At 48.6% G+C, this 21,047-nt stretch carries 25 protein-coding genes; 20 read left to right on the top strand and 5 right to left on the bottom strand.

Going from position 1 to position 21,047, the window contains the following annotated elements:
- Positions 1-2 precede the first annotated feature (2 nt).
- The 3 genes from CEW91_RS08960 to CEW91_RS08950 are packed head-to-tail and all read left to right on the top strand — an operon-like array spanning position 3 to position 1,853.
- A complete protein-coding gene (locus CEW91_RS08960; protein ID WP_088768636.1) occupies positions 3-872 on the top strand; it encodes a chemotaxis protein CheW in 870 nt (289 codons plus the stop codon).
- Between the two features lie 18 nt (positions 873-890).
- Positions 891-1,394: a chemotaxis protein CheW gene (locus tag CEW91_RS08955; protein ID WP_088768635.1), complete on the top strand. Its 504-nt coding sequence runs from the start codon at positions 891-893 to the stop codon at positions 1,392-1,394.
- A gap of 21 nt (positions 1,395-1,415) precedes the next feature.
- The gene (locus CEW91_RS08950; RefSeq protein ID WP_088768634.1) at positions 1,416-1,853 is read left to right on the top strand and encodes a DUF2802 domain-containing protein; all 438 of its coding nucleotides are present in this window, start codon (positions 1,416-1,418) and stop codon (positions 1,851-1,853) included.
- On the opposite strand, the gene CEW91_RS08945 is transcribed toward CEW91_RS08950, so the two are convergent.
- Positions 1,850-2,131, bottom strand: a complete 282-nt coding sequence (locus tag CEW91_RS08945) for an EscU/YscU/HrcU family type III secretion system export apparatus switch protein (protein ID WP_053952938.1) — start codon at positions 2,129-2,131, stop codon at positions 1,850-1,852. The genes CEW91_RS08950 and CEW91_RS08945 overlap by 4 nt on opposite strands.
- Positions 2,128-3,852, bottom strand: coding sequence for a flagellar hook-length control protein FliK (locus tag CEW91_RS08940; RefSeq protein WP_088768633.1), 1,725 nt, complete (start codon positions 3,850-3,852; stop codon positions 2,128-2,130). Before CEW91_RS08940 ends, CEW91_RS08945 begins: the two co-directional genes overlap by 4 nt.
- A 78-nt stretch (positions 3,853-3,930) precedes the next feature.
- On the opposite strand from CEW91_RS08940, the gene ccmA reads away from it, so the two are divergent.
- From ccmA to CEW91_RS08885, 11 genes are read left to right on the top strand one after another with little or no spacing between them, the layout of a single operon-like run.
- Positions 3,931-4,605 (top strand): cytochrome c biogenesis heme-transporting ATPase CcmA, encoded by a 675-nt coding sequence (gene ccmA / locus CEW91_RS08935; RefSeq protein WP_088768632.1) that lies wholly within the window; start codon positions 3,931-3,933, stop codon positions 4,603-4,605.
- Entirely contained in the window at positions 4,598-5,281 is a 684-nt protein-coding gene (ccmB, locus tag CEW91_RS08930) for a heme exporter protein CcmB (protein ID WP_088768631.1), read from the top strand. Before ccmA ends, ccmB begins: the two co-directional genes overlap by 8 nt.
- A 1-nt stretch (position 5,282) precedes the next feature.
- Entirely contained in the window at positions 5,283-6,020 is a 738-nt protein-coding gene (locus tag CEW91_RS08925; RefSeq protein ID WP_088768630.1) for a heme ABC transporter permease, read from the top strand.
- Positions 6,020-6,223, top strand: a complete 204-nt coding sequence (ccmD, locus tag CEW91_RS08920) for a heme exporter protein CcmD (RefSeq protein WP_088768629.1) — start codon at positions 6,020-6,022, stop codon at positions 6,221-6,223. The genes CEW91_RS08925 and ccmD overlap by 1 nt, the downstream gene beginning before the upstream one ends.
- A 9-nt stretch (positions 6,224-6,232) precedes the next feature.
- Positions 6,233-6,715, top strand: a complete 483-nt coding sequence (ccmE, locus tag CEW91_RS08915; RefSeq protein WP_088768628.1) for a cytochrome c maturation protein CcmE — start codon at positions 6,233-6,235, stop codon at positions 6,713-6,715.
- Positions 6,712-8,664 carry a heme lyase CcmF/NrfE family subunit gene (locus tag CEW91_RS08910; protein WP_088768627.1) on the top strand — a complete coding sequence of 651 codons (1,953 nt, stop codon included), beginning with the start codon at positions 6,712-6,714 and terminating at the stop codon, positions 8,662-8,664. Before ccmE ends, CEW91_RS08910 begins: the two co-directional genes overlap by 4 nt.
- Entirely contained in the window at positions 8,657-9,208 is a 552-nt protein-coding gene (locus tag CEW91_RS08905) for a DsbE family thiol:disulfide interchange protein (protein ID WP_088768626.1), read from the top strand. Before CEW91_RS08910 ends, CEW91_RS08905 begins: the two co-directional genes overlap by 8 nt.
- Positions 9,205-9,663, top strand: a complete 459-nt coding sequence (locus CEW91_RS08900) for a cytochrome c-type biogenesis protein (protein WP_088768625.1) — start codon at positions 9,205-9,207, stop codon at positions 9,661-9,663. Before CEW91_RS08905 ends, CEW91_RS08900 begins: the two co-directional genes overlap by 4 nt.
- Positions 9,656-10,864: a c-type cytochrome biogenesis protein CcmI gene (gene ccmI, locus CEW91_RS08895; protein WP_088768624.1), complete on the top strand. Its 1,209-nt coding sequence runs from the start codon at positions 9,656-9,658 to the stop codon at positions 10,862-10,864. Before CEW91_RS08900 ends, ccmI begins: the two co-directional genes overlap by 8 nt.
- Complete coding sequence (locus CEW91_RS08890) at positions 10,861-11,622, top strand: MlaA family lipoprotein (protein WP_088768623.1); 762 nt, start codon at positions 10,861-10,863, stop codon at positions 11,620-11,622. Before ccmI ends, CEW91_RS08890 begins: the two co-directional genes overlap by 4 nt.
- 55 nt (positions 11,623-11,677) lie before the next feature.
- A complete protein-coding gene (locus CEW91_RS08885) occupies positions 11,678-12,667 on the top strand; it encodes a response regulator (RefSeq protein ID WP_088768622.1) in 990 nt (329 codons plus the stop codon).
- Here the strand turns inward: CEW91_RS08885 and CEW91_RS08880 are convergent.
- Complete coding sequence (locus tag CEW91_RS08880) at positions 12,636-12,947, bottom strand: DUF6170 family protein (protein ID WP_088769393.1); 312 nt, start codon at positions 12,945-12,947, stop codon at positions 12,636-12,638. The two genes, CEW91_RS08885 and CEW91_RS08880, sit on opposite strands and share 32 nt — an antisense overlap.
- 103 nt (positions 12,948-13,050) lie before the next feature.
- Here CEW91_RS08880 and galU point away from each other — a divergent pair, with 103 nt between their 5' ends.
- Entirely contained in the window at positions 13,051-13,941 is an 891-nt protein-coding gene (galU, locus tag CEW91_RS08875) for a UTP--glucose-1-phosphate uridylyltransferase GalU (protein WP_088768621.1), read from the top strand.
- Positions 13,942-13,954: 13 nt separating this feature from the next.
- Here galU and cmoB read toward each other — a convergent pair whose 3' ends face one another.
- Both cmoB and cmoA read right to left on the bottom strand, forming a co-directional pair.
- On the bottom strand, positions 13,955-14,926 hold the full coding sequence (cmoB, locus tag CEW91_RS08870) for a tRNA 5-methoxyuridine(34)/uridine 5-oxyacetic acid(34) synthase CmoB (protein WP_088768620.1): 972 nt from the start codon (positions 14,924-14,926) through the stop codon (positions 13,955-13,957).
- A 17-nt stretch (positions 14,927-14,943) separates the two neighbouring features.
- Complete coding sequence (cmoA, locus tag CEW91_RS08865) at positions 14,944-15,675, bottom strand: carboxy-S-adenosyl-L-methionine synthase CmoA (protein ID WP_088768619.1); 732 nt, start codon at positions 15,673-15,675, stop codon at positions 14,944-14,946.
- A 184-nt stretch (positions 15,676-15,859) separates the two neighbouring features.
- Here cmoA and CEW91_RS08860 point away from each other — a divergent pair, with 184 nt between their 5' ends.
- The 5 genes from CEW91_RS08860 (at position 15,860) to ruvA (ending at position 21,044) form a co-directional block, all read left to right on the top strand.
- Entirely contained in the window at positions 15,860-17,239 is a 1,380-nt protein-coding gene (locus CEW91_RS08860; RefSeq protein ID WP_088768618.1) for a diguanylate cyclase domain-containing protein, read from the top strand.
- A gap of 69 nt (positions 17,240-17,308) precedes the next feature.
- Positions 17,309-19,078 carry an aspartate--tRNA ligase gene (aspS, locus tag CEW91_RS08855; protein ID WP_088768617.1) on the top strand — a complete coding sequence of 590 codons (1,770 nt, stop codon included), beginning with the start codon at positions 17,309-17,311 and terminating at the stop codon, positions 19,076-19,078.
- Positions 19,079-19,112: 34 nt separating this feature from the next.
- A complete protein-coding gene (locus CEW91_RS08850) occupies positions 19,113-19,862 on the top strand; it encodes a YebC/PmpR family DNA-binding transcriptional regulator (RefSeq protein WP_088768616.1) in 750 nt (249 codons plus the stop codon).
- Between the two features lie 6 nt (positions 19,863-19,868).
- Positions 19,869-20,405 carry a crossover junction endodeoxyribonuclease RuvC gene (ruvC, locus tag CEW91_RS08845; RefSeq protein WP_088768615.1) on the top strand — a complete coding sequence of 179 codons (537 nt, stop codon included), beginning with the start codon at positions 19,869-19,871 and terminating at the stop codon, positions 20,403-20,405.
- Between the two features lie 21 nt (positions 20,406-20,426).
- Positions 20,427-21,044: a Holliday junction branch migration protein RuvA gene (ruvA, locus tag CEW91_RS08840; RefSeq protein ID WP_088768614.1), complete on the top strand. Its 618-nt coding sequence runs from the start codon at positions 20,427-20,429 to the stop codon at positions 21,042-21,044.
- Positions 21,045-21,047: the final 3 nt, after the last annotated feature.

The raw sequence follows: 21,047 nt of genomic DNA, 5'->3' as shown, positions 1-21,047 counted from the left end.
TTATGAACAGCAAACACTCCAGCAGTGAACAGGCAATGACCGAGTACCTCGATGCGTTACTGCTTGAGGATGAGGTGGTTGAGTTTGATAACGAGCCTGTGAAGAAACTGCTCGAGCAGGCTGCGCCGAAAATACAACAAGTGACCGAACAAGAGTCGGTGACTTTGAACAGAGATGAAGACTTATTGCCTTTAGTTTCTGTAAAAGCGGACGATACTGATACTAGAGAGGCGCTTGCTAAGACTGAGGTCGAGGTAGAAGCGGATACTCAGGTTGAGCCGGACGTTGTCACTGAACAAGTCGAAGAAACTGAAGAGAGCGTTGATGACGAGACAGATGTCGCAACGCACACAGATGTTGAGGAAGTGGCTCCAGCGGAAGAAGAGCCTCAACCAGATGCCATGTCTGAGTACATGGAAGACGACTTTCAGGCGCTGTTTTTTAAAGTAGCGGGTTTAACACTGGCGGTGCCACTGAAAAGTTTAGGTGGCATTCATCAGGTTGGAAAAATCAGCCCGCTGATGGGTAAGCCAAAATGGTTTAAAGGCATAATGACAGAGCGTGAAGACAAGCTGCAGGTTGTCGATACCGCTCGTTGGGTGATGCCGGAGAAATACACGGAAGAGCTGGAAGAATCATTAGACTACCAGTATCTTATAACGTTAAATGACAGCCCATGGGGACTGTTGTGTGAAGAATTGGTGACTAGTGAACCACTGCAACCCGAAGCCATTCAATGGCGGAAAGAAGGCAGTAATAAACGGCCGTGGCTGGCCGGAGTGGTTCGTGACAGAATGTGTGCATTGCTCGATGTAAACGCATTGATTACACTTCTGGATAACGGTCTGGGACATATCCAGCAAGATAAATAACGCATGGCGGAGTGAAACATGAGTAAAGATAATCGCGCTATCAAAAATGAAACGGACGCTGACAGTAACGATAAAGTATTGCAGTGGGTCACGTTTCAGCTTGACGATGAAACTTATGGCATTAATGTCATGCAGGTTCAGGAAGTGCTTCGCTACAGCGAAATAGCGCCAGTGCCCGGAGCGCCGAACTATGTACTGGGTATCATCAACCTGCGTGGTAATGTGGTGACGGTTATCGATACTCGTCTTCGTTTTGGTCTACAACCAACTGAAGTAACGGATAACACACGTATTGTTATTATCGAGTCTGAAAAGCAGGTCATCGGTATTTTGGTCGACAGTGTTGCCGAAGTGGTTTACCTGAAGACGTCTGAAATAGACAGTGCACCGAATGTGGGTACCGATGAGAGTGCCCGTTTCATTCAAGGCGTCAGCAACCGAGATGACGAACTGCTGATTTTGGTTGATCTGGATAAAATGCTGACGGATGACGAGTGGGATGAAATTTCTCGTTTGGGTTAATCGCGAGCGGGTGCTTTAACCATGACACTTTGGCTTATTGCAATATCAGCGCTGGCTCTCGGGCTGGCGCTGATTGCGTTGATTGCTGTTATTATGACATCGCGGCGCCAGGCTGAGCTTATTGAGCGTCAGCAACAACGCTTGTTAATGCTCACCGAAACAGCGACCGAAGTGCTTTCCTTAAAAGAGCAGCTGAATGAGACGAAACCAGAGACTCACTTCGCCGAAAAGCAGTTACTGGCGCAGTTAGAACAGCAAGTTGCCACACTTAATGACGAGCAACGTCGGTTACAGGAAAAACTTCAGGAGCTGGCTGAGCAGGATCCGGGCTCAAAATTATATCATCGAGCAAGTAAGTTAGTAGCCAGTGGCGCAACGGTTGAAGAGCTGATGCACGAGTGCGAGCTACCTCAGGCAGAAGCTGAACTGTTGGTATCTTTGCACCAGCGAAAAGGCTAACCTTCCTCCCATTGTCGCGGAAACTTACCGTCCAACAAATAAGCAAAGGCAATAATTTCCGCAATAATAATGTAAAGCTCACGCGGAATTTCATCACCAACATTGAGTTTGGCAAGTGAGTCCGACAAGAGCGGATCTTCATGAACTAACACGCCATGCTCTTTGGCAACGGCGATAATCTCTTCCGCTAGCTCGTCAAACCCGCGAGCGATAACCTTGGGCGCATTAAAGCCGTCATACGACAGCCCAATGGCTTGCTTCTCTTTTTTGTCCGTCATACTTTCACCCGAATAATGCCACTTTGTTGTGTCGCCAGGGTTTCTGGAATTCGCCCTTGCTGAACGCGAAACTTCACACTGTTAACCTCTAAATCGGACAACCGCTTCTCCAGTTGCTCCAGGTGTTTCTCGATAATGTTTTGCGCTGAAGGTGACTCGGCATAAAAGTCGACTGACGAGCCCTGCGGATGATACCGGCCTTTAACCAGTAAAGCGCCTGTTGCTTCTAACTCAAAGCGTAAGGTGAAAAGCCATAACGTGCGACCCTCCTGCTCCGGCGTATCGGGCTCTCGCTCCGGGCGAATAAGTAACTCGTTTTGTCCCGCCTTTTGTGGGTCGGTCGGCAGCAAAATGAAATACTCAGGCTGCTGCATCGGCGAGTCTTGTAGCCGTGCCTGAGCGCTTTGGGCTGAATTTAGTACGCCAGTGAATAACTGTAGCAGTCGTTGCAGTTGCTGCTGAGGCAATTGCAGCAACAGTTGATTAATGCGCTCGCGTACATCACCGGCAACGTCAGGGGACGGGTTTAACACCTGTTGTATTAGTGCTTGAGTGAATTGCTTTGGCAATGATTGCAAACTTGTTTGTGCGGTGCTTTGTTGCTGGCTGTTCTGTTGTAAGCTCAGCCCCAGCAGCGTCATTAGCATTTGACCAAGTGACCCCATTTGCTGACTTGACTGCACACTGACCGGACGGGCGGCAAACCAGTCGCTAACCCAACGCTGTAACGCTTCCGGGCGCTGCATGGATTCGCCAGAGGGCTGTTGTTGTAACACGACTTTTATGAGCTGTTCAATGGCATTAGAGGGTGAGCGCAAAGCTGCAGTTAAGGTTGCGGCGGTCTGTGCAGCTTGTGCTGTTTGATTCGCAGACGTCGTATTGGTTGCATTAGCACCTGACGTTGTCGCTGTATTGACACTGGTGTTGATTTTGGCAATAAGCGCAGACAATTCAGGAATTTTCAATGATGCATTTGCCGCATTACTGGGAGGCACTGATGGCTGCGCAGAAAGTTGTGCTTTCATTTGAGTGATCAGTGTTTGTAGCGCCTGCTGAAACTGCTGCGGACTCAACTGATGCGCCTGTTTAATAGCAATACCACGCGAAAGCTGAATTGGTTGAGCTACGTTGAGCGGAGCCTTGTCTGCTGGCTGTGTTGCTCCGGGATTTTGAGTTGCGTTGAGTAGTTGCGAGGCCTGTGTGCTGCTCAGCAGCGCTTTAACGAGCTTGGGGGGCAACTGTGTAATCGGTATTTCAACTTTGCCAACTTGTGTGTTTGCGGTACTTCCTTGTGGTGCTTGCGTGACTTGCTTCTGTTGTCCCGGCTGCGCCTGCGGAATGGGTGTGGGTTGGCTAATGACGATCTGTACAACCGGCTTGCTCCCCTGCGGCATGGATATTTGTAATCGCAGTTGTGTGCTGCTTGCCAGTTTAGCGGGAAGTTGCGCTAACAGCGCTTTTGGTGGGTTCGGCCATTGCCAGCTGGCGCCTTGTATCTGCGGCTGCGAAGTTTGCTGAGCTTTATTTCCGGTTTGCGGCGTGAGTATAGACGCTGGTATTTGCAAGGTTGGTTTGCTGACGGTTGAAGCAGACTGGTTATCTGCAGTATTCGCGCCGGTTAAAATGCGTGCAAGTGTTGCGACGTTTTGCTTATCAATACGAGCCATAGAGCGCTCTGGAGCGTTCAGCATTTGTTGTAACAGTTGCGTGATATCAGCCATGCGCTTTACTCAAATTTTATGGTAGACTCGGTGGCATTTGCGTCAGCTTACCAGTAAGGGCTCAGTAGTAAAATCCTCATGACACAAGAAACTACCGCCAAAGTGCCACTGTTGCATGCCGAGCAGCTTAGCTCAACGCGTGGTGGTCGAGTATTGTTTGATGATCTGAGCTTCCAGTTACACCCTGGTGAGTTATGGCAGGTAACTGGCCCGAATGGCGCGGGCAAGTCGACGTTATTGAGAATGCTGGCCGGGCTTTTAGACCCCACAGAGGGCCGTATTCAGTTTAACGGCTCTGATTTGCGCGACGCTTGGCAGGATTACTGTCAGCAATTGCTGTTTATTGGTCATAAAGCCGCTGTAAAAGGCGAACTTACCGCATTAGAAAACTTCTATTGGCAACAGCAACTCACTGCTAACCCCAATACTGATGGCTGGGACTTATTGGAGAAGCTAGGGCTGCTGGGTCTGGAAGACGAACTGACTGGACGTTTGTCGGCGGGTCAGCAACGCCGGGTCGCTTTAACCCGATTATGGGCGAATAAGGCAAAGCTGTGGATTCTGGATGAACCTTTTACTTCCTTAGATGTGCAAGGGGTTGGGTTACTGCAAAAGCGTTTCGCAGAGCATTTGAGTGACGGCGGCTGTATTATTTTTACGTCACATCAGTCACTGACGTTGTCGAACTTGTCTCCCAAACTGATTGATTTGAGCCTGACTTCGCAAATGGACAATGAGGTGGCTTATGATTAACGCTTCCATGCGACAGGTTTGGTTTGCGGTACTCAAGCGTGACTTGCGCATAGCCGCACGTCGACGCAGTGACGCCTTAAATCCGCTGCTTTTTTTATTGATGGTGGTGACGTTGTTCCCTCTGGGCGTCGGGCCTGGGCCTGATATTCTTGCGCGTATTGCGCCGGGAATTATTTGGGTGGCGGCACTGTTGGCCAGCTTGCTTGGCTTAGAACGCTTATTTAAAGATGACTTTCAGGACGGCACACTGGAGCAGTTGTGTTTATTGCCTCAGCCACTGGCGTTTACGGCAACCGCAAAGGTGATGGCGCACTGGTTGTTGACTGGATTACCTCTCGTTATTTTGTCCCCACTACTAGCGCTGTTGTTGAGTTTGCCACTGCAAGGTTGGTGGGCGCTAGCGCTCAGCCTGCTACTGGGCACGCCAGCGCTGAGTGCACTTGGAGCAATTGGTGCGGCACTGACACTGCAGGTGCAAAGAGGCAGCTCCCTTATCAGTCTTATCCTTATTCCATTATTTATTCCGCTACTGATTTTTGCCACTGCCGCTGTTGAAAATGCCTCTATGGGGCTTGCAGTCCACGGCCAGTTGGCTATTCTGGCGGCTATTTCTGTTTTAACCATAACATTGTCTCCGCTGGCGATAGCAGCGGGCATAAAAATGAGTGTGAATTAATATGTGGCGATGGTTACACCCTTATGCAAAGCCTGAAGCGACCTACCGACTGGTGGACAAGTTACTGCCTTGGTTTGCAGCATTAACCTTTATCTCTTTGGCTGTTGGTGTGGTTTGGGGGCTCGCTTTTGCGCCGTCTGACTACCAACAAGGCGACAGTTATCGAATCATATTTTTGCATGTGCCCGCGGCTATATTTTCGATGGGCGCCTACTCAGGTATGGCGATAATGGGTGGTATAGCACTGATATGGCAAATTAAAACAGCGGAGTGGGTAATTCCGGCAATCGCTCCGGTTGGCGCTGCGTTGACGGTTGTCGCACTACTAACCGGAGCCATTTGGGGTAAGCCGATGTGGGGCACTTGGTGGGTGTGGGATGCACGTCTCACTTCCGAGCTTATTCTCCTGTTTTTATACATTGGCGTTATGGCGCTGTACTTTGCGTTTGATGACGCCAGAACGGGCGCGAAAGCCGCAGCCATACTCTCACTTGTTGGGGTAATTAACCTGCCTATTATTCATTACTCCGTCGAGTGGTGGAACACCTTGCATCAGGGAGCGACCATTACCAAGTTTGAGAGACCTTCGATAGCGACCAGTATGCTTATTCCGTTATTAATATGCTTGGCGGGCTTCCTGTTTTTAACCATTTCACTGGTGATGATGCGGTTAAAAAATGAGATACTACGACACGAATTAGGCCGCCCCTGGGCGCAACATGAACTGGAGAAAAAGTGATGGCATTCGACAGTTTTCAGGACTTTATTACTATGGGTGGCTACGGCTTGTATGTTTGGCTGTCTTTTTTCTTGAGCTTTGTCGTTATCGCGCTGGTCGCATTGGAAACCGCTATCGCTCGTCAATCCCTGAAGAAAAAGAGTCAGCAATTGCAAAATCGTCAGCAGCGTTTGGCCAAGCGCCAACGGCCTGTGTCGCAGTAGGAGAGACGTATGAATCCAAGACGTAAACAACGATTAACCTGGGTGCTGATTTTAGTGTTCGGGGTGTCTATAGCGACAGGGCTGATGCTATACGCGCTAAGCCAAAGTATTGATTTGTTTTATACACCGAGTGAAATCGTCGAAGGTGCCGATGACGGCAAACAAAAACCGCAAGTCGGGCAACGGATGCGAGTGGGCGGAATGGTCGTTGAAGGCTCGGTTGAGCGCGACCCGAAAACTCTGGAAGTGTCGTTTAATATTACGGATACAGGTCCTGAAATTACGGTGCTGTATCAAGGTATTCTTCCGGACTTATTCCGCGAAGGGCAAGGTATTGTTGCGCAAGGTGAGCTCGTTGAACCGACGGTTTTGAAAGCCTCGGAAGTATTAGCAAAGCACGACGAAGAGTATATGCCACCAGAGCTGGCTGAAAAAATGAAAGGCATTAAGCACGTAAACCCAAATAAACCTTACGAGGATGGTGAGCAATGATAGCGGAAGCAGGCCATCTCGCGATTGCTATCGCGCTGGCATTCTCTTGTTTGCTGGCGTTTTACCCGCTTTGGGGGGCAATAAAAGGCCACGGTGGCATGATGTCACTGGCAAGACCTTTTGCTCTAGGGCAATTTTTCTTTACCGCTGTGGCGTTTGGCTTATTAGTGTGGGGTTTTGTCAGCAATGACTTCAGTATTGCTTATGTGGCAGCTAATTCTAACTCAGACTTGCCGGTTGCTTATCGGGTAACAGCGGTATGGGGCTCACACGAGGGCTCATTTCTCCTCTGGATGCTGATGCAGGCCGGCTGGATTGCGGCGGTAGCACTGTTTTCACGTTCTATGCCTTTGCCAATGGTGGCGCGGGTGTTAGCGATTCTTGGTTTAATCAGCATTGGCTTCTACTTGTTTATGTTGACGGTGTCGAACCCGTTTGATCGCGCCTTACCGTTGATTCCCGTGGATGGGCGTGACTTAAACCCATTATTACAAGACCCGGGCATGATCATTCATCCTCCGTTATTGTATATGGGGTATGTCGGTTTCTCGGTGGCCTTTGCGTTTGCCATTGCGGCGCTTATATCGGGTAAGCTTGATGCGGCCTGGGCGCGTTGGTCACGCCCTTGGACATTAGCGGCATGGATATTCCTGACGCTGGGAATTGCGATTGGCAGCTGGTGGGCATACTACGAACTCGGCTGGGGCGGCTGGTGGTTCTGGGACCCTGTTGAAAACGCCAGTTTTATGCCCTGGCTGGTTGGAACCGCTTTGTTGCATTCGTTAGCGGTTACCGAAAAGCGAGGCAGCTTTAAGTCTTGGACGGTATTACTGGCAATAGCGGCCTTTAGTTTGAGCCTATTGGGAACTTTCCTGGTTCGCTCCGGCGTTTTGGTCTCAGTACACGCTTTTGCATCTGATCCAACCCGTGGCTTGTTTATTCTGGTGCTATTAGCCTTGGTTATTGGCGGCTCTTTAATTTTATACGGCATGCGAGCGGGACAAATGCAAAGCTACAGCCGATACGAATTATTTTCCCGCGAAGTCATGCTGCTAGGGAACAACGTATTATTGATGGCGGCAATGGCAGTCGTCTTTCTGGGGACTATGCTGCCTTTGATTCATAAAGAAATTGGTTTGGGTAGCATTTCAGTTGGTGAACCGTTTTTCAATGGTGTCTACAGCTGGCTTGTTATTCCATTTGCTCTGATGGTAGGGCTGGGGCCTCTGTTGCGCTGGCGTCGACAGGCACTTAAGCCGCTATTAAAACCGATTGCGTTGGCGCTTAGTCTTGCCATTGTCCTTGCTTACGTACTCCCGAAAATATGGGCTGATGATCTACCGGCCATGGTAGTTATTGGACTATTTCTGGCATTCTGGGTCGGCCTTGCCACGTTGACCGAGGTACAGCAAACGGTCAAGCAACGTAAGCAGGGGTTGTATGGCATAACTCGCCTCTCGGGGAGTCATTGGGGCATGGTACTGGGTCACATTGGTTTCGCCGTGACTTTAATTGGTATTACGTTAGTGTCGCATTATGAACAAGAGCGTGATATTGCTCTGGCGCCGGGAGAGTCGGTTGAAATTATTGGCTACAACGTCAGTTTTGATTTGTTAGACCACAGGGAAGGGCCTAACTACGACTCCGATGCGGGGGAGTTCACCGTGACAAAAAATGGTGAGCTTGTTACTGAAGTGACCAGTGAAAAGCGCTTTTACCGAGTGCAGCGAACCAGCATGACAGAGGTGGGACTCGATGCCAGCCTGTTAAGAGATATCTACATTGCCATGGGCGAACCGTTAGAGGATGGAGCCTGGGCAATACGCTTTTACGTCAAGCCCTTTGTACGTTGGATATGGTTGGGTGCCATTATCATGGCTGTAGGTGGTGTGTTTGCGATGGCCGATAAACGCTACCGACAACGTAAGGATGGAGGTTTATATGAATAAGAACCTTCGCTGGGTTGTACTCTTTGCACCGCTCATTTTATTCATTGCACTAGCCGTCTTTTTGTTAAAAGGCTTGGGGAGTGACCCGACAAAACTCGATTCGGCGCTAATTAACGAGCCGGTACCCGCGTTTGAAAGCGTCGACCTTTACGACACTCGCATAGCTTATGACGAATCCGTGCTAAAAGGTAAGCCGGTGTTGTTGAATGTGTGGGCGACGTGGTGCCCAACGTGTCGTGCCGAGCATGAGTTTTTGAACCAACTCGCTGCGCAGGGGGTTCCTATTGTTGGCTTGAACTATAAAGACGATTCGCGAGAAAAAGCAGTGAATTGGTTGAACACCTTAGGCGACCCGTACACCATTAATTTGTTTGACCCAGAAGGGAATGTGGCTTTTGAATTTGGTGTTTATGGCGCGCCCGAAACCTACTTTATTGATGAAGAGGGCGTTATTCGGTATCGCCATGTTGGCGATGTGAATGCGCGTAACTGGCAGAGCACATTGAAGCCCATTTATGAACAGCTGAAGCGGGAGGCGCAATGAATCGACTACTCCTTTTGGCTACTCTGCTAAGCGTCCTTGTTTTTAGTGCAACAGCGCAAGATACCCTAACGCGCTCGTTTGACAGCGAGCAACAGCGGGAAACCTACCAACAGTTAATTAAAGAGTTGCGCTGCCCGAAGTGTCAGAATCAAAACATTGCTGACTCTAATGCGCCGCTGGCTGAAGACATGCGGGATAAAAGTTATGAAATGCTGAAGGCAGGTAAGTCGAAACAGGAAATTATCAACTTTATGGTCGAGCGTTACGGTAACTTTGTGCATTACGAGCCCCCCTTTACGGCCGCGACAGCGGTGCTTTGGTTTGGGCCTTTGGTTATTGTAATTATCGGTATTGGCGTTGCGGTTGTGTTAACTCGTCAGAAAAAAGAGCAAACCGCCCTGACCCCAGAAGAACGTGCTCAATTAGATCGGTTAAGGAATAACGACAATGACTAGTTTAATCATCGTAATGTTGTTGATGCTGTTAGTTGCTGTCGTTTTTGTTTTATTGGCGACAGGGAAACAGCGCCGCATTCAAAAAAGGCAGGATGAGAACAGGCGCTGGTACGAGCAACGTTTAGCTGAGCTTGAAGAAGAGCGTTCTTTGCACGGCTTATCTGACGAAGAGTTCGACTATTCCAAACAGGAACTTGATAAAACCTTTGTGAATGACAGTAAAGACATCGAAGAAAGTGTGGACTGGCGTCCCGCGCCGCTTGTTTTACCCGCTGCCATTGTCGTCGTTATATCGGTTGTTTTGTATTGGAGTTTTGGTAGTTGGCAGTTACAGGAACAAGCGGCAGAGGCACGCGAACGCTTGCCTGAACTGGGTAAAAAGCTTTTAAGTGAACAAGCTCAGGCAGCTGAACCTGAAGAGCTTAACTTGTTCGCGTTGGGTCTTCGCCAGAAGCTAATGAGCGACCCGGATGATGCTATTGCCTGGTGGATATATGCTGGTCTAATGGTGGATATTGGCGCTCCGGAAGAAGCGGACGAGGCGTTTCAAAAGTCATTGGATTTAGAGCCTGAACGACTCAACACGCTGGTGAGTTATAGTCGCTTCCTACTTATGTCCGGTTCAGCACAAAATAAAGCGAAAGCAGCTAACTTACTGGCACGCGCCTTAAAGTTGAATCCCGCGAATATAGAAGCATTGTCGCTACTGGGCTTCGTGGCGTATGAACAACAGGATTGGGAGCAGGCGATTCAAGCCTGGGAACTGCTGCAGGAACAATTATCGCCTGGCTCAGAGCGTTACGTGGCAGTACAGAACGCGTTAGCCGATGCAAAGCAACAGCAAGCCAATGCAGGAATCACTTTGACCGTTACGGTAAATATTGATGCTGCCATTCAGGAGTCTCTCCCTGAAAGCGCAACGCTGTTTGTCTATGTTACCGGGAACGATGCGCCTATGCCGGCGGCTGTGGTTCGGAAGCCAGTCGACGGCTTCCCTGTCACTTATACGTTATCTAATGCTAACGCCATGTTGCCGGATCACAAACTGTCTGACTTAGATGAGTGGACAGTTCGTGCTCGTGTTTCACAAGATGAAAATATTGAAGCAGAGCCGGGTGATCTGGAAGCGCCGACAGTGACTATTAAAGCTAAGGCGAATCAAACCGCGACAGTGACTTTATCAACACGGATTCAAGAATGAAAAAATACGGATTGTTACTTTTCTCAGTATTGTTAGTTGGGTGCTCATCGACTCCGGAAGATCCTTATGCCGACCCGCGCGACCCGTTTGAGGACTTTAACCGCGGCATGTGGGAATTTAACCGCGATGTTGACGAAGTGGTCATTCAGCCTGCAGCAAATGTTTATGATGATGTACCTCAGCCTATTCGTACGTCACTGTATAATGCCGTTGAGAACTTAGAAGAGCCGTCCTCTTTTGTGAACAATATTTTGCAGTGGAAGTTAGGCGATGCAGGCATATCGCTAGGGCGATTTTTAATTAACTCGACAGTTGGGCTTGTGGGTCTTTTTGATGTGGCCACGCCAATAGGTCTGGAGAAAAAAGAAGAGAGCTTTGGCCAGACGCTGGCCGTTTGGGGTGTGCCTGAAGGGCCTTACGTTATGCTGCCGTTACTGGGGCCGACCGTTATTGTTGATCGCGGTGGTGACTACGCTGACGGACAATATTTCCCATACCCGTCACTGACTTGGCCGGTCGATGTGCTTCGCTACACGGTGAAAGGTCTCGAAATGCGTATACGCTTACGTGACCAGGAACAGGTATTGGAGAACTCGCTCGACCCATATTCTTTCGTTAAAGACGTTTATTATCAACGTTGGCAAGATCAGGTCTACGATGGGAATCCCCCCTTACCGGAAGATGATTTCAGTGACTTCGAAGAGTTTGATGATGATTTCGACGGTGACTTTGAGGATTTTGACGACGAGTCACGTTGACGGATCTCTATTCCTGAACAATGCTTAAGACATGGTGAGCGAAGAGAGTTGAACCATGTCGAAAGCGCACGTTGCGGTTATTGAAGATGACTTAGTATTCCAGTCCATGCTGAAAGAGTATCTCTGCCAGCATGGCTATGACGTGTGCTGCGCTGGTGCCGGGCAACAAGGGGTTGCCCTTTGTGAACAGCAATGTCCAGATGTTGTACTTTGTGACTTAAACCTACCGGACATTAATGGCCTGGAAGTCATAGAGAGACTCCTAAAAGTTTGTGCTCATTTGCCAATTATTGTTATCTCCGCATCTGAAAAAATGTCAGATATTCGTGAAGCAGTGCGCCTTGGTGCCTGGGATTACCTTGTTAAACCATTACAAAGTCTTGATGTGTTGGACAGTGCTATCGGACATTGTCTGGAACGACATGAACTCGAAAACTCTTATCTACATGACATTTGGGAGCTTGATGCACACATTGATGTCATTTATCAGGACGACATGATAGCCGGGAAGCTGACTGAAGAATTACTGCCTAAAAGTCCGTTGAGAGTTGGTGTGTATAACTTTGAGTGTGCGACTCATCTGGCAGACACAACACCTGCCTGGGTTGATTATCGTTCGTTAGGAAATGGCAAAGTGTTGGTGGTTATGGCGGCGGCGCAAAATGCAACCGAGCAAAACCTGGTACCGTTGTTGGTACTGAAAACCTTAGTCGATCCGGTCATACGGCAGTATTTATCAGGTATGGACAATACTTTGGTGCAGCCTGGAATGCTGTTTGAGCACCTGAATATTGAGCTCTGCCACTCTCAGGTGAGAACCGCTTTCGATATCATGGTCGGTGTACTTGATACAGAAACCGGTCATTGGCAATGGTCGCAGGCTGGTGACAAACTAGAGCCATCGCCCAGTGCCAAGCCAGACTTAGCCTTGGGTATTTGGAAACACGCGAATTATCGCACGCATCAATTAGAGTCGTTACATCGCTTGCATTGCCGCTGCTATGGCAAAGAGCTTATTGTGAGCGCTGAGCCTCAAACTGCTTAACGGCTTTATCAATATAAGGCATCGACATATTGATATTAATAGGCTGTGTGAATAACGGGTAACCGATACCGGCCACCAATAGCGCTAACAACTTCCACCATCCTTCAACTTCTACAACTAAAAAGAAGATGACACAAATAGGCACCAGTTTCGCTAAATTGCAAATTAAGCGGCGTGGAACTGGCATTTTCTCCTGAGCGATTGATAGAATCATTGCACGCTCAGTAAAACTGTATGACTTAAGTTGTGGGATACTGCGGGAAGAAAAATATAACGCCATAATTTGTTTCATTGAATTTTACTGAATGGCTTGCATTATAACATGCTTAACGGTTATAAACTTGCCCTCTTTTTCGAATGAATTAATTGTAAGGACAGCTGCTATGGTCAGAAAAGTTGTAATACCGGTCGCCGGTCTGGGAACACGGATGTTACCGGCAACCAAAGCCATTCCAAAGGAAATGTTACCACTGGTCGACAGACCCCTTATTCAATATATTGTCGAAGAGTGCGCGGCAGCCGGCCTTACCGATGTGATTTTGGTCACACATTCGAGTAAGAACTCGATTGAGAACCATTTTGATACCAGTTTCGAGCTGGAAACCACGCTTGAACAGCGTGTTAAGCGACAATTGTTAGCTGAAGTTCAGGCGATTTGTCCGAAAAACACCACCATTATGCATGTGCGTCAGGGTCAGGCAAAAGGTTTAGGTCACGCCGTGTTATGTGCACAGCCACTCGTTGGCAACGAGCCATTCGCCGTAGTATTGCCAGATGTATTAGTGGACGAAGCCAGCTGCAGTTTAAACCGCGATAACTTAGCGGAAATGGTGAAAAACTTTGATGAAACCGGTCACTCGCAGGTGATGGTTGAGAAAGTACCTCAGGAAGACGTCAGTAAATATGGTATTGCGGACATTGGCGGCGAGGAATTAAAGCCGGGTGAGCAAGCGCCTATTACTCAACTGGTTGAAAAACCGTCTAAAGAAGAGGCGCCATCGGATCTTGCCGTAGTGGGCCGTTATGTATTCTCTGCTGACTTATGGCCTCTACTGGAGAAAACGCCAGTGGGAGCAGGTAATGAAATACAGCTAACGGACGCAATGGCAATGTTGCTTGAAAAGCAGTCGGTAAATGCTTATTACATGAAAGGTAAAAGCCATGACTGTGGTAATAAGCTTGGTTATGCGCAAGCTTTCATTGAGCATGCCATGCGCCACCCGGAGCTGGGTAGCGACATGAAGCAGTATATTAAGTCGCTAAAGGGCGCTTAAATGATAAAAAGCGTTAAACTCGGGCTGTTAATACGGCCCGAATAGGCGCTTTATAACCTTCCACCGTTAAATCCGGGTTCTTAGCATCCAAAAAGTCTGCTAAAGACTCACCCGTCATCCACTTCGTACGACGTTGTTCTTCAAGTGACGTCGTGTTGTGGTCAACAATGGAAATATCTTTAAAGCCCAATCGTTCAAGCCAAACCGACAAGGCTTTTGCACTGGGTAAAAACCAAACGTTGCGCATTTGTGCATATCGCTCGCCGGGTAACATCACGGTGGTTTCGTCGCCTTCGACAACAATGGTTTCCAACACGAGCTGACCACCGGGTTTTAGCAACGATTTAAGTTCTTGCAAAAAGGCCAGTGGCGAGCGGCGATGATACAAAACGCCCATGCTGAATACCGTATCGAAGCTTTTAAGCTCTGGCATATGTTCAATCCCGACTGGGAAGAAATGCGCTTTTTCCTGGTATTTTGCCGGCATCATGTTGCGAATAGCCTGGAACTGCATTAAAAACAATTCGCCCGGGTCAATTCCCCAAACTTGTTCAGCACCCGCTTCCAGCATACGCCATAGGTGGTAGCCACTGCCGCAGCCAACATCTAACACTTGCTTACCGCTTAAGTCATCGATATGCGGTTGTACCCGCTGCCATTTCCAGTCTGAACGCCACTCGGTATCAATGAAGACACCAAACAGATCAAAAGGGCCTTTGCGCCAGGGCTGCAATTGTTGCAATAGCCCTGTTATGCGGGCTCGATCGGAATCTGAGGCTTCTTCAGGAGATCCAACCGTTACGGTGTCACTTAAGTGTCCCTTTTCCGTATCGAGCCGGGGCAGCTGTTCAACCACGCGTTGCCAGCGTTTTAAATTGCCATGGGGGTTGTTATTAAAGGCGGTCAGCTGCGGTGCCAGTGTATCCAGCCACTGCTTGTGAGGACTACTGATAAGCGCTTTTAGGTCGTTGCTAAAGTCAATCATTGGTTATTGGTCATCCTTTATTTAACCGCTAGCATGGCCGCGAAGTTGAAGCATTGAAACCATACCGTGTGATGTTCAAAGCCGATCTTTTGAAAACGCTGCTCATGCGCTTCCAGAGTATCAACTTTCATGACATTTTCGATAGCCGCTCGCTTTTGACTAATTTCCAGCTCGCTGTAACCATTAGCTCGCTTAAAGTCGTGGTGCAAATCAATCAGCACATCGTTCATAGTGTCGTCGGTATGGCGGAACTTCTCTGCAATGAGTAAAACACCACCGTCAGTCATACCATCATAAATGCGTTGTATCATGGCCTCGCGTTTTTCTGGTGGGATAAATTGCAAGGTAAAGTTCAACACCACGACCGATGCGTTTTCAATGCGCGTTTCGTTAATGTCTTCGCAGCGCAGCTCAACGGGAACCTGACTCTTAAAGCCACCTAAATGCAAACCGGCGCGCTCAATCATCGGTTCGGAATTATCAACGGCAATCATGTTACAGTTGTCCAGGTGTTCACAGCCTTTTCGCATAGCCAGTGTGGCTGCACCCAATGAACAGCCCAAATCGTACAGATGGGTATTGTTTTGGGCGTAACGGCGAACCAACTGCGGCAAGGTTTGTAAAATACTTGAATAGCCGGGAACGGACCGATTAATCATATCGGGAAACACTTCAACAACTTGCTGGTCAAAGCAAAAGTCAGACACACTCGGCAGAGGTTTAGAAAAAATAGTGTCGTGTTGGCTCATAGGGCAACTTGATAAATAAAGTAAACATATCGAGTATTTTACCGATAATTAGAGCTGACGGACAGCCGCGTTTTGATTAATATATCGGCGTCTTAGTTGGAGGAAACTGTTGTTAACCCGTATTTGGCATAAAACACTGTATTTTTGTTCCGTGATAAGCTTGGCTGTGTCGCTTTGGATACTAATGCCTGTGCCCACCTATGCTTATGCGCCTGATACATGGTTAGAGCAACACCCAACCATTCGGGTTGGTGTACCAAACCAGTTGCAACCGCTTATTTATCAAACCGAAGATGGTGCCGCAGGGCTCGACGTTGACTTACTTAAGCAATTTACCGCGACGATGGACGTCGAATTAGTCTGGACGCCGTGCGGTCAGTGGCAAGAGTGTTTAGATGCCATTTCTAACAAAGAAATTGATATTTTAACCAGCGTGTCCTATTCCGTTGAGCGTAACCAGAGCATGGACTTTACCCAAAGTTACTGGTCAATGCCCTGGGCAGCACTGACGCTGGATTCAACCATGCGGTCAGGCAGTAGCGTGAGAATAAGCGAATTACACGGTCAGCGAGTTGCTGTTGTTGAAGGTTACAGCATAGAGTCTCAGCTGGTTGATACCGGGCGCATTGAAGTGGTTAGTGTGTCCGATATTGATGAAGGTATTGACCGACTGCGTAACCGCATGGTGGATTCTTATGTCGATAGCTTGCCTATTTTAGTTGATGAACTTCAGGAATATCCGTTACCTGGGTCGAAGCTGTCGGTGCTGGATTCGACTCAGGGTAACGCCTTATACCTTGCGGTGCGTGATGACTGGCAGCCGCTGGTGACTTTACTGAACCGAGGTATTAATTCACTAACACCACAGCAGCGAGACGCGTTAAAACGCAAATGGTATGGGTATGAACTAGAGCAGGGGTGGAGTGACGAAGAGCTGCTTGAGTTGGGAATGAAAATAGGCTCTGTTGTGCTTTTAGTTATTCTTAGCTTTGGTATATGGAACAGCCGTCTTCGTAAAGAAATTAAAGCCCGTAAAGCGGCTGAGCGTCATATTCGTCATATTGCCACCCACGACGAACTGACGGGGCTGCCGAACAGAAATTTAATGCAGGATCGTCTCGAACAGTCGCTACGTCAGAGCGAAAGAACGCAAAAGCCATTTTCGGTATTGTTTTTAGATCTTGATGGCTTTAAGCAAATCAATGATGATTTTGGCCATAATTATGGGGACGAGTTACTCGTTCAAGCGGCTCAACGCATGAAAACGCTATTGCGGCGCTCCGATACGGTCTGTCGTCACGGCGGTGATGAGTTCGTGGTTATTTTGCCGACGGCTATTGCTGTTGGTTCGGCTCTCGCGGTTGCTCGCAAATTAGTTGTGCAGTTAGCCAAGCCTTATAAGGTAAAAAGGCAGCAGTTGGAAGCTAGTGTCTCTATTGGTGTTGCAATGTACCCCACCCATGGCACCGATGTAGACACGTTGCTGCGTTCCGCCGATAAAGCTATGTATGCTGCCAAAGCCGCTGGCAAAAATGATGTGCGCTTAGCCAGTACCGACGGATGACATTCAGCCTTAGTTAGCTATAATGTAGCGCTTCACTTTTAACGAATTCGTCGGTAGTAGGAAAAGTACATGCGCACGCATTATTGTGGACAAGTAAACGCAGGACTCGCAGAACAACAAGTGACTTTATGTGGCTGGGTCAATAAACGCCGTGACTTAGGTGGCTTAATTTTCATTGACTTACGTGACAGAGAAGGTGTAATTCAGGTCGTTTTCGACCCCGATCAACAAGCACTGTTTGAGCAAGCTGAAAAGTTACGTCAAGAGTTTTGTGTGCAAATTACTGGCACAGTAAATCGTCGCCCTGAAAGCCAGGTTAACGCTAACATGAAAACCGGCGAGGTCGAATTGCTGGCATCCGAGCTCAATATTTTAAGCCGCTCTGAGCCGTTACCTATCGACTTTAACAGCCAGGTCAGTGAAGAAGCACGCCTGCGCTATCGCTATTTGGACTTACGTCGTCCGCAGATGAACGAAAAGCTTCAGTTCCGTGCGAAAGTCACTAGCGCCGTCAGACGTTTTCTGGACGACAACGGTTTCTTAGATATTGAAACGCCAATGCTGACACGTGCGACACCTGAAGGCGCGCGCGACTATTTAGTACCAAGCCGCACACATAAAGGGCGTTTCTTCGCGTTGCCACAAAGCCCACAGCTATTTAAACAGCTACTGATGATGTCAGGCTTTGATCGCTACTACCAAATCGTAAAGTGTTTCCGCGACGAAGATCTGCGCGCTGACCGTCAACCTGAATTTACTCAAATCGATATCGAAACCTCGTTCATGACCGCTGAGCAAGTCATGGAAGTCACCGAAAAAATGACCCGAGAGTTATTTGATAGTTTACTGGGTATTGATTTGGGTGACTTTCCGAGCATGACGTGGCATGAAGCGATGAAGCGCTACGGCTCAGATAAGCCTGATTTACGTAATCCGCTTGAGCTGGTTGACGTTGCTGACTTATTGAAAGACGTCGAATTTAAAGTGTTCTCCGGGCCGGCGAACGACGAAAAAGGACGCGTTGCTGTTATTCGTCTGCCGGGTCAGGCGGAAAATGTGTCGCGTAAGATGATTGATGAATACACCAACTTCGTGGGTATTTACGGCGCGAAAGGCCTTGCCTGGATAAAAGTAAACGATTTGTCTCAAGGTCGTGATGGACTGCAATCACCCATTCTTAAGTTCCTTCCGGACGATGCGTTAAACGCAATTCTTGAGCGCACCGAAGCTGAGACGGGTGACATTCTGTTCTTTGGCTCAGACAAAGCGAATACGGTTGCTGAAGCAATGGGCGCATTGCGTTTGAAGCTAGGTGAAGAATTTGGTTTGGTCAGTGACCAGTGGAAACCGTTATGGGTTGTTGACTTCCCAATGTTTGAAGAAGACGATGATGGCTCATTGGCGGCCTTGCACCATCCGTTTACAGCACCGGTCAATGTAACACCGGATGAACTTCGGGCGAACCCGGCAAAGGCACTGTCTAATGCTTACGACATGGTTCTAAATGGTGTTGAAGTGGGCGGTGGCTCGACGCGTATTTTCGATAACGAAATGCAGCAGGCGGTATTCGAAGTTCTGGGTATTGGCAAAGACGAAGCACAAGAGAAGTTTGGCTTCTTGCTTGAGGCGCTTAAGTACGGTACGCCTCCACACGCAGGCCTGGCTTTCGGGTTAGATCGGTTGGTGATGTTGATGGTGGGAGCAAGCTCCATTCGTGACGTGATTGCATTCCCGAAAACGACTACCGCAGCTTGTGTACTCACAGATGCTCCTGGATTAGCAAACCCAGAGGCGCTGAATGAACTTGGCGTGAAGAGCACCGTCGAAGACAAAGAATAAGCACATTCAACGATTAAACTTTGTGGGGTGAAACATGGCAGGTCACTCGAAGTGGTCGAACATAAAACACCGAAAGGCCGCGCAGGATGCGAAGCGCGGCAAAATTTTCACAAAATTGATTCGCGAAATTAATGTCGCCGCCCGTGAAGGCGGTGGCGATCCTGAGACCAACCCACGTTTGCGGGCCGCGATTGATAAAGCGCTCTCGAATAATATGAAGCGCGACACCATTGATACAGCTATCAAACGTGGCACCGGTGAAATGGAAGGAGACAATGTTGAGGAGCTAACCTACGAAGGTTATGGTCCTAACGGCGTTGCCATTTTGCTGGAGTGCATGACAGACAACAAAAATCGGACGGTGTCTGAAGTACGCTATGCGTTTAGCAAGCACGGCGGTAATTTAGGCACCGACGGCTCGGTGGCTTACCTGTTTAACAAAATGGGTGTTATTAGCTATGGTACCGACGTGACCGAAGAGGATGTAATGGAGCCTGCACTGGAGGCCGGAGCGGAGGACATCGTAAAATACCCGGGCAGCGGCCTCGATGTTATGACGTCACCGGAGAACTTTGGTCCCGTAAAAGATGCGTTAGACGCTAAAGGACTGCAAGCGTCCAACGCGGAAGTCACACAGGTACCTGACACCAAAATCGATTTGGACGAAGACAGTGCACGTTCGTTTTTAAAGCTGCTGGATGCGCTGGAAGACTTAGACGACGTTCAGAACGCTTATCATAACGCTGATATTTCTGATGATGTATTGGCTAAGTTGGACAATTAAGGACTTATGAGCGTCATATTAGGTATTGACCCAGGCTCACGGTTAACTGGATATGGCGTTATTCAAAAGCATGGTCGTAAATTTCATTATTTAGGCAGTGGTTGCATCCGCGCGACAGGCTCGCCGACAAAGCCGCTGTCGCTTGCCGATAAGTTACGCTTGATTCATGACAGTGTCAGTGAATTAATCACTCAGTTTAGCCCCACCGAATTTGCTATTGAACAAGTGTTTATGGCGAAAAACCCTGATTCAGCACTGAAGTTAGGGCAAGCGCGAGGCGCTGCAATAGTAGCGGCTGCAAGGGCAGGACTGCCGGTGGCGGAGTACTCAGCGAGACAAATAAAACAAGCCGTTGTCGGTAATGGCGGCGCAGAAAAAGAACAAGTACAGCACATGGTGGTTGCGCTACTCAACTTACAGAAAACACCCCAGGCGGACGCTGCAGATGCACTCGCCGTTGCACTATGTCATGCGCAAAGCGCGGAAAGTTTGCTGAAAATGTCAGGCGCAGCGAAGAAAACCGTTCGTGGTCGGCTACGTTAATTTTATAGGGAGAGGACTCTTGTGATAGGACAAATTCGGGGCACGCTGCTAGCCAAACAACCACCAGAAGTGTTGGTCGATGTAAATGGCGTCGGCTATGAAGTCCAGTTACCCATGACCTGTTTTTACGATCTGCCAGCCACAGGCGAGCCGGTGACACTGGTGACGCATTTTGTGGTTCGGGAAGACGCTCAACTATTGTATGGCTTTAACTCGAACTCAGAACGCTCGCTATTTCGACTGCTGATAAAAACGCAAGGGGTGGGCCCAAAGCTGGCACTTGGCATTTTATCGGGGATGTCTGCAGAGGAGTTTGTCTTTGCCGTGAACCAGAATGATGTCAGTCGGTTGGTGAAACTGCCGGGCGTTGGTAAGAAAACCGCCGAGCGGTTAGTGATTGAAATGCGTGACCGACTGAAAGACTGGGCTTCTGCAACACCCGCTACGGATGCGATGCCGGTTGATAATAAAGGCGTTGACGCTCGTATTCATCCAGCTGATACCAGAGCCGATGCGGTGAGTGCTTTGGTAGCTCTTGGTTATAAAGAAAATCAAGCTGAAAAAGCCATTCAGAAAGTGTACTCTGCTGAACATAGTAGTGAAGTTCTGATACGACTGGCATTAAAAGAGCTGTCTTAAGGT

The sequence above is a fragment of the Idiomarina piscisalsi genome (genome assembly GCF_002211765.1).
GTDB classification, from domain to species: Bacteria; Pseudomonadota; Gammaproteobacteria; order Enterobacterales; family Alteromonadaceae; genus Idiomarina; species Idiomarina piscisalsi_A.
The sequence above is the reverse complement of the archived record's forward strand: the minus strand, read 5'-3'. Positions and strand labels throughout refer to the sequence as shown.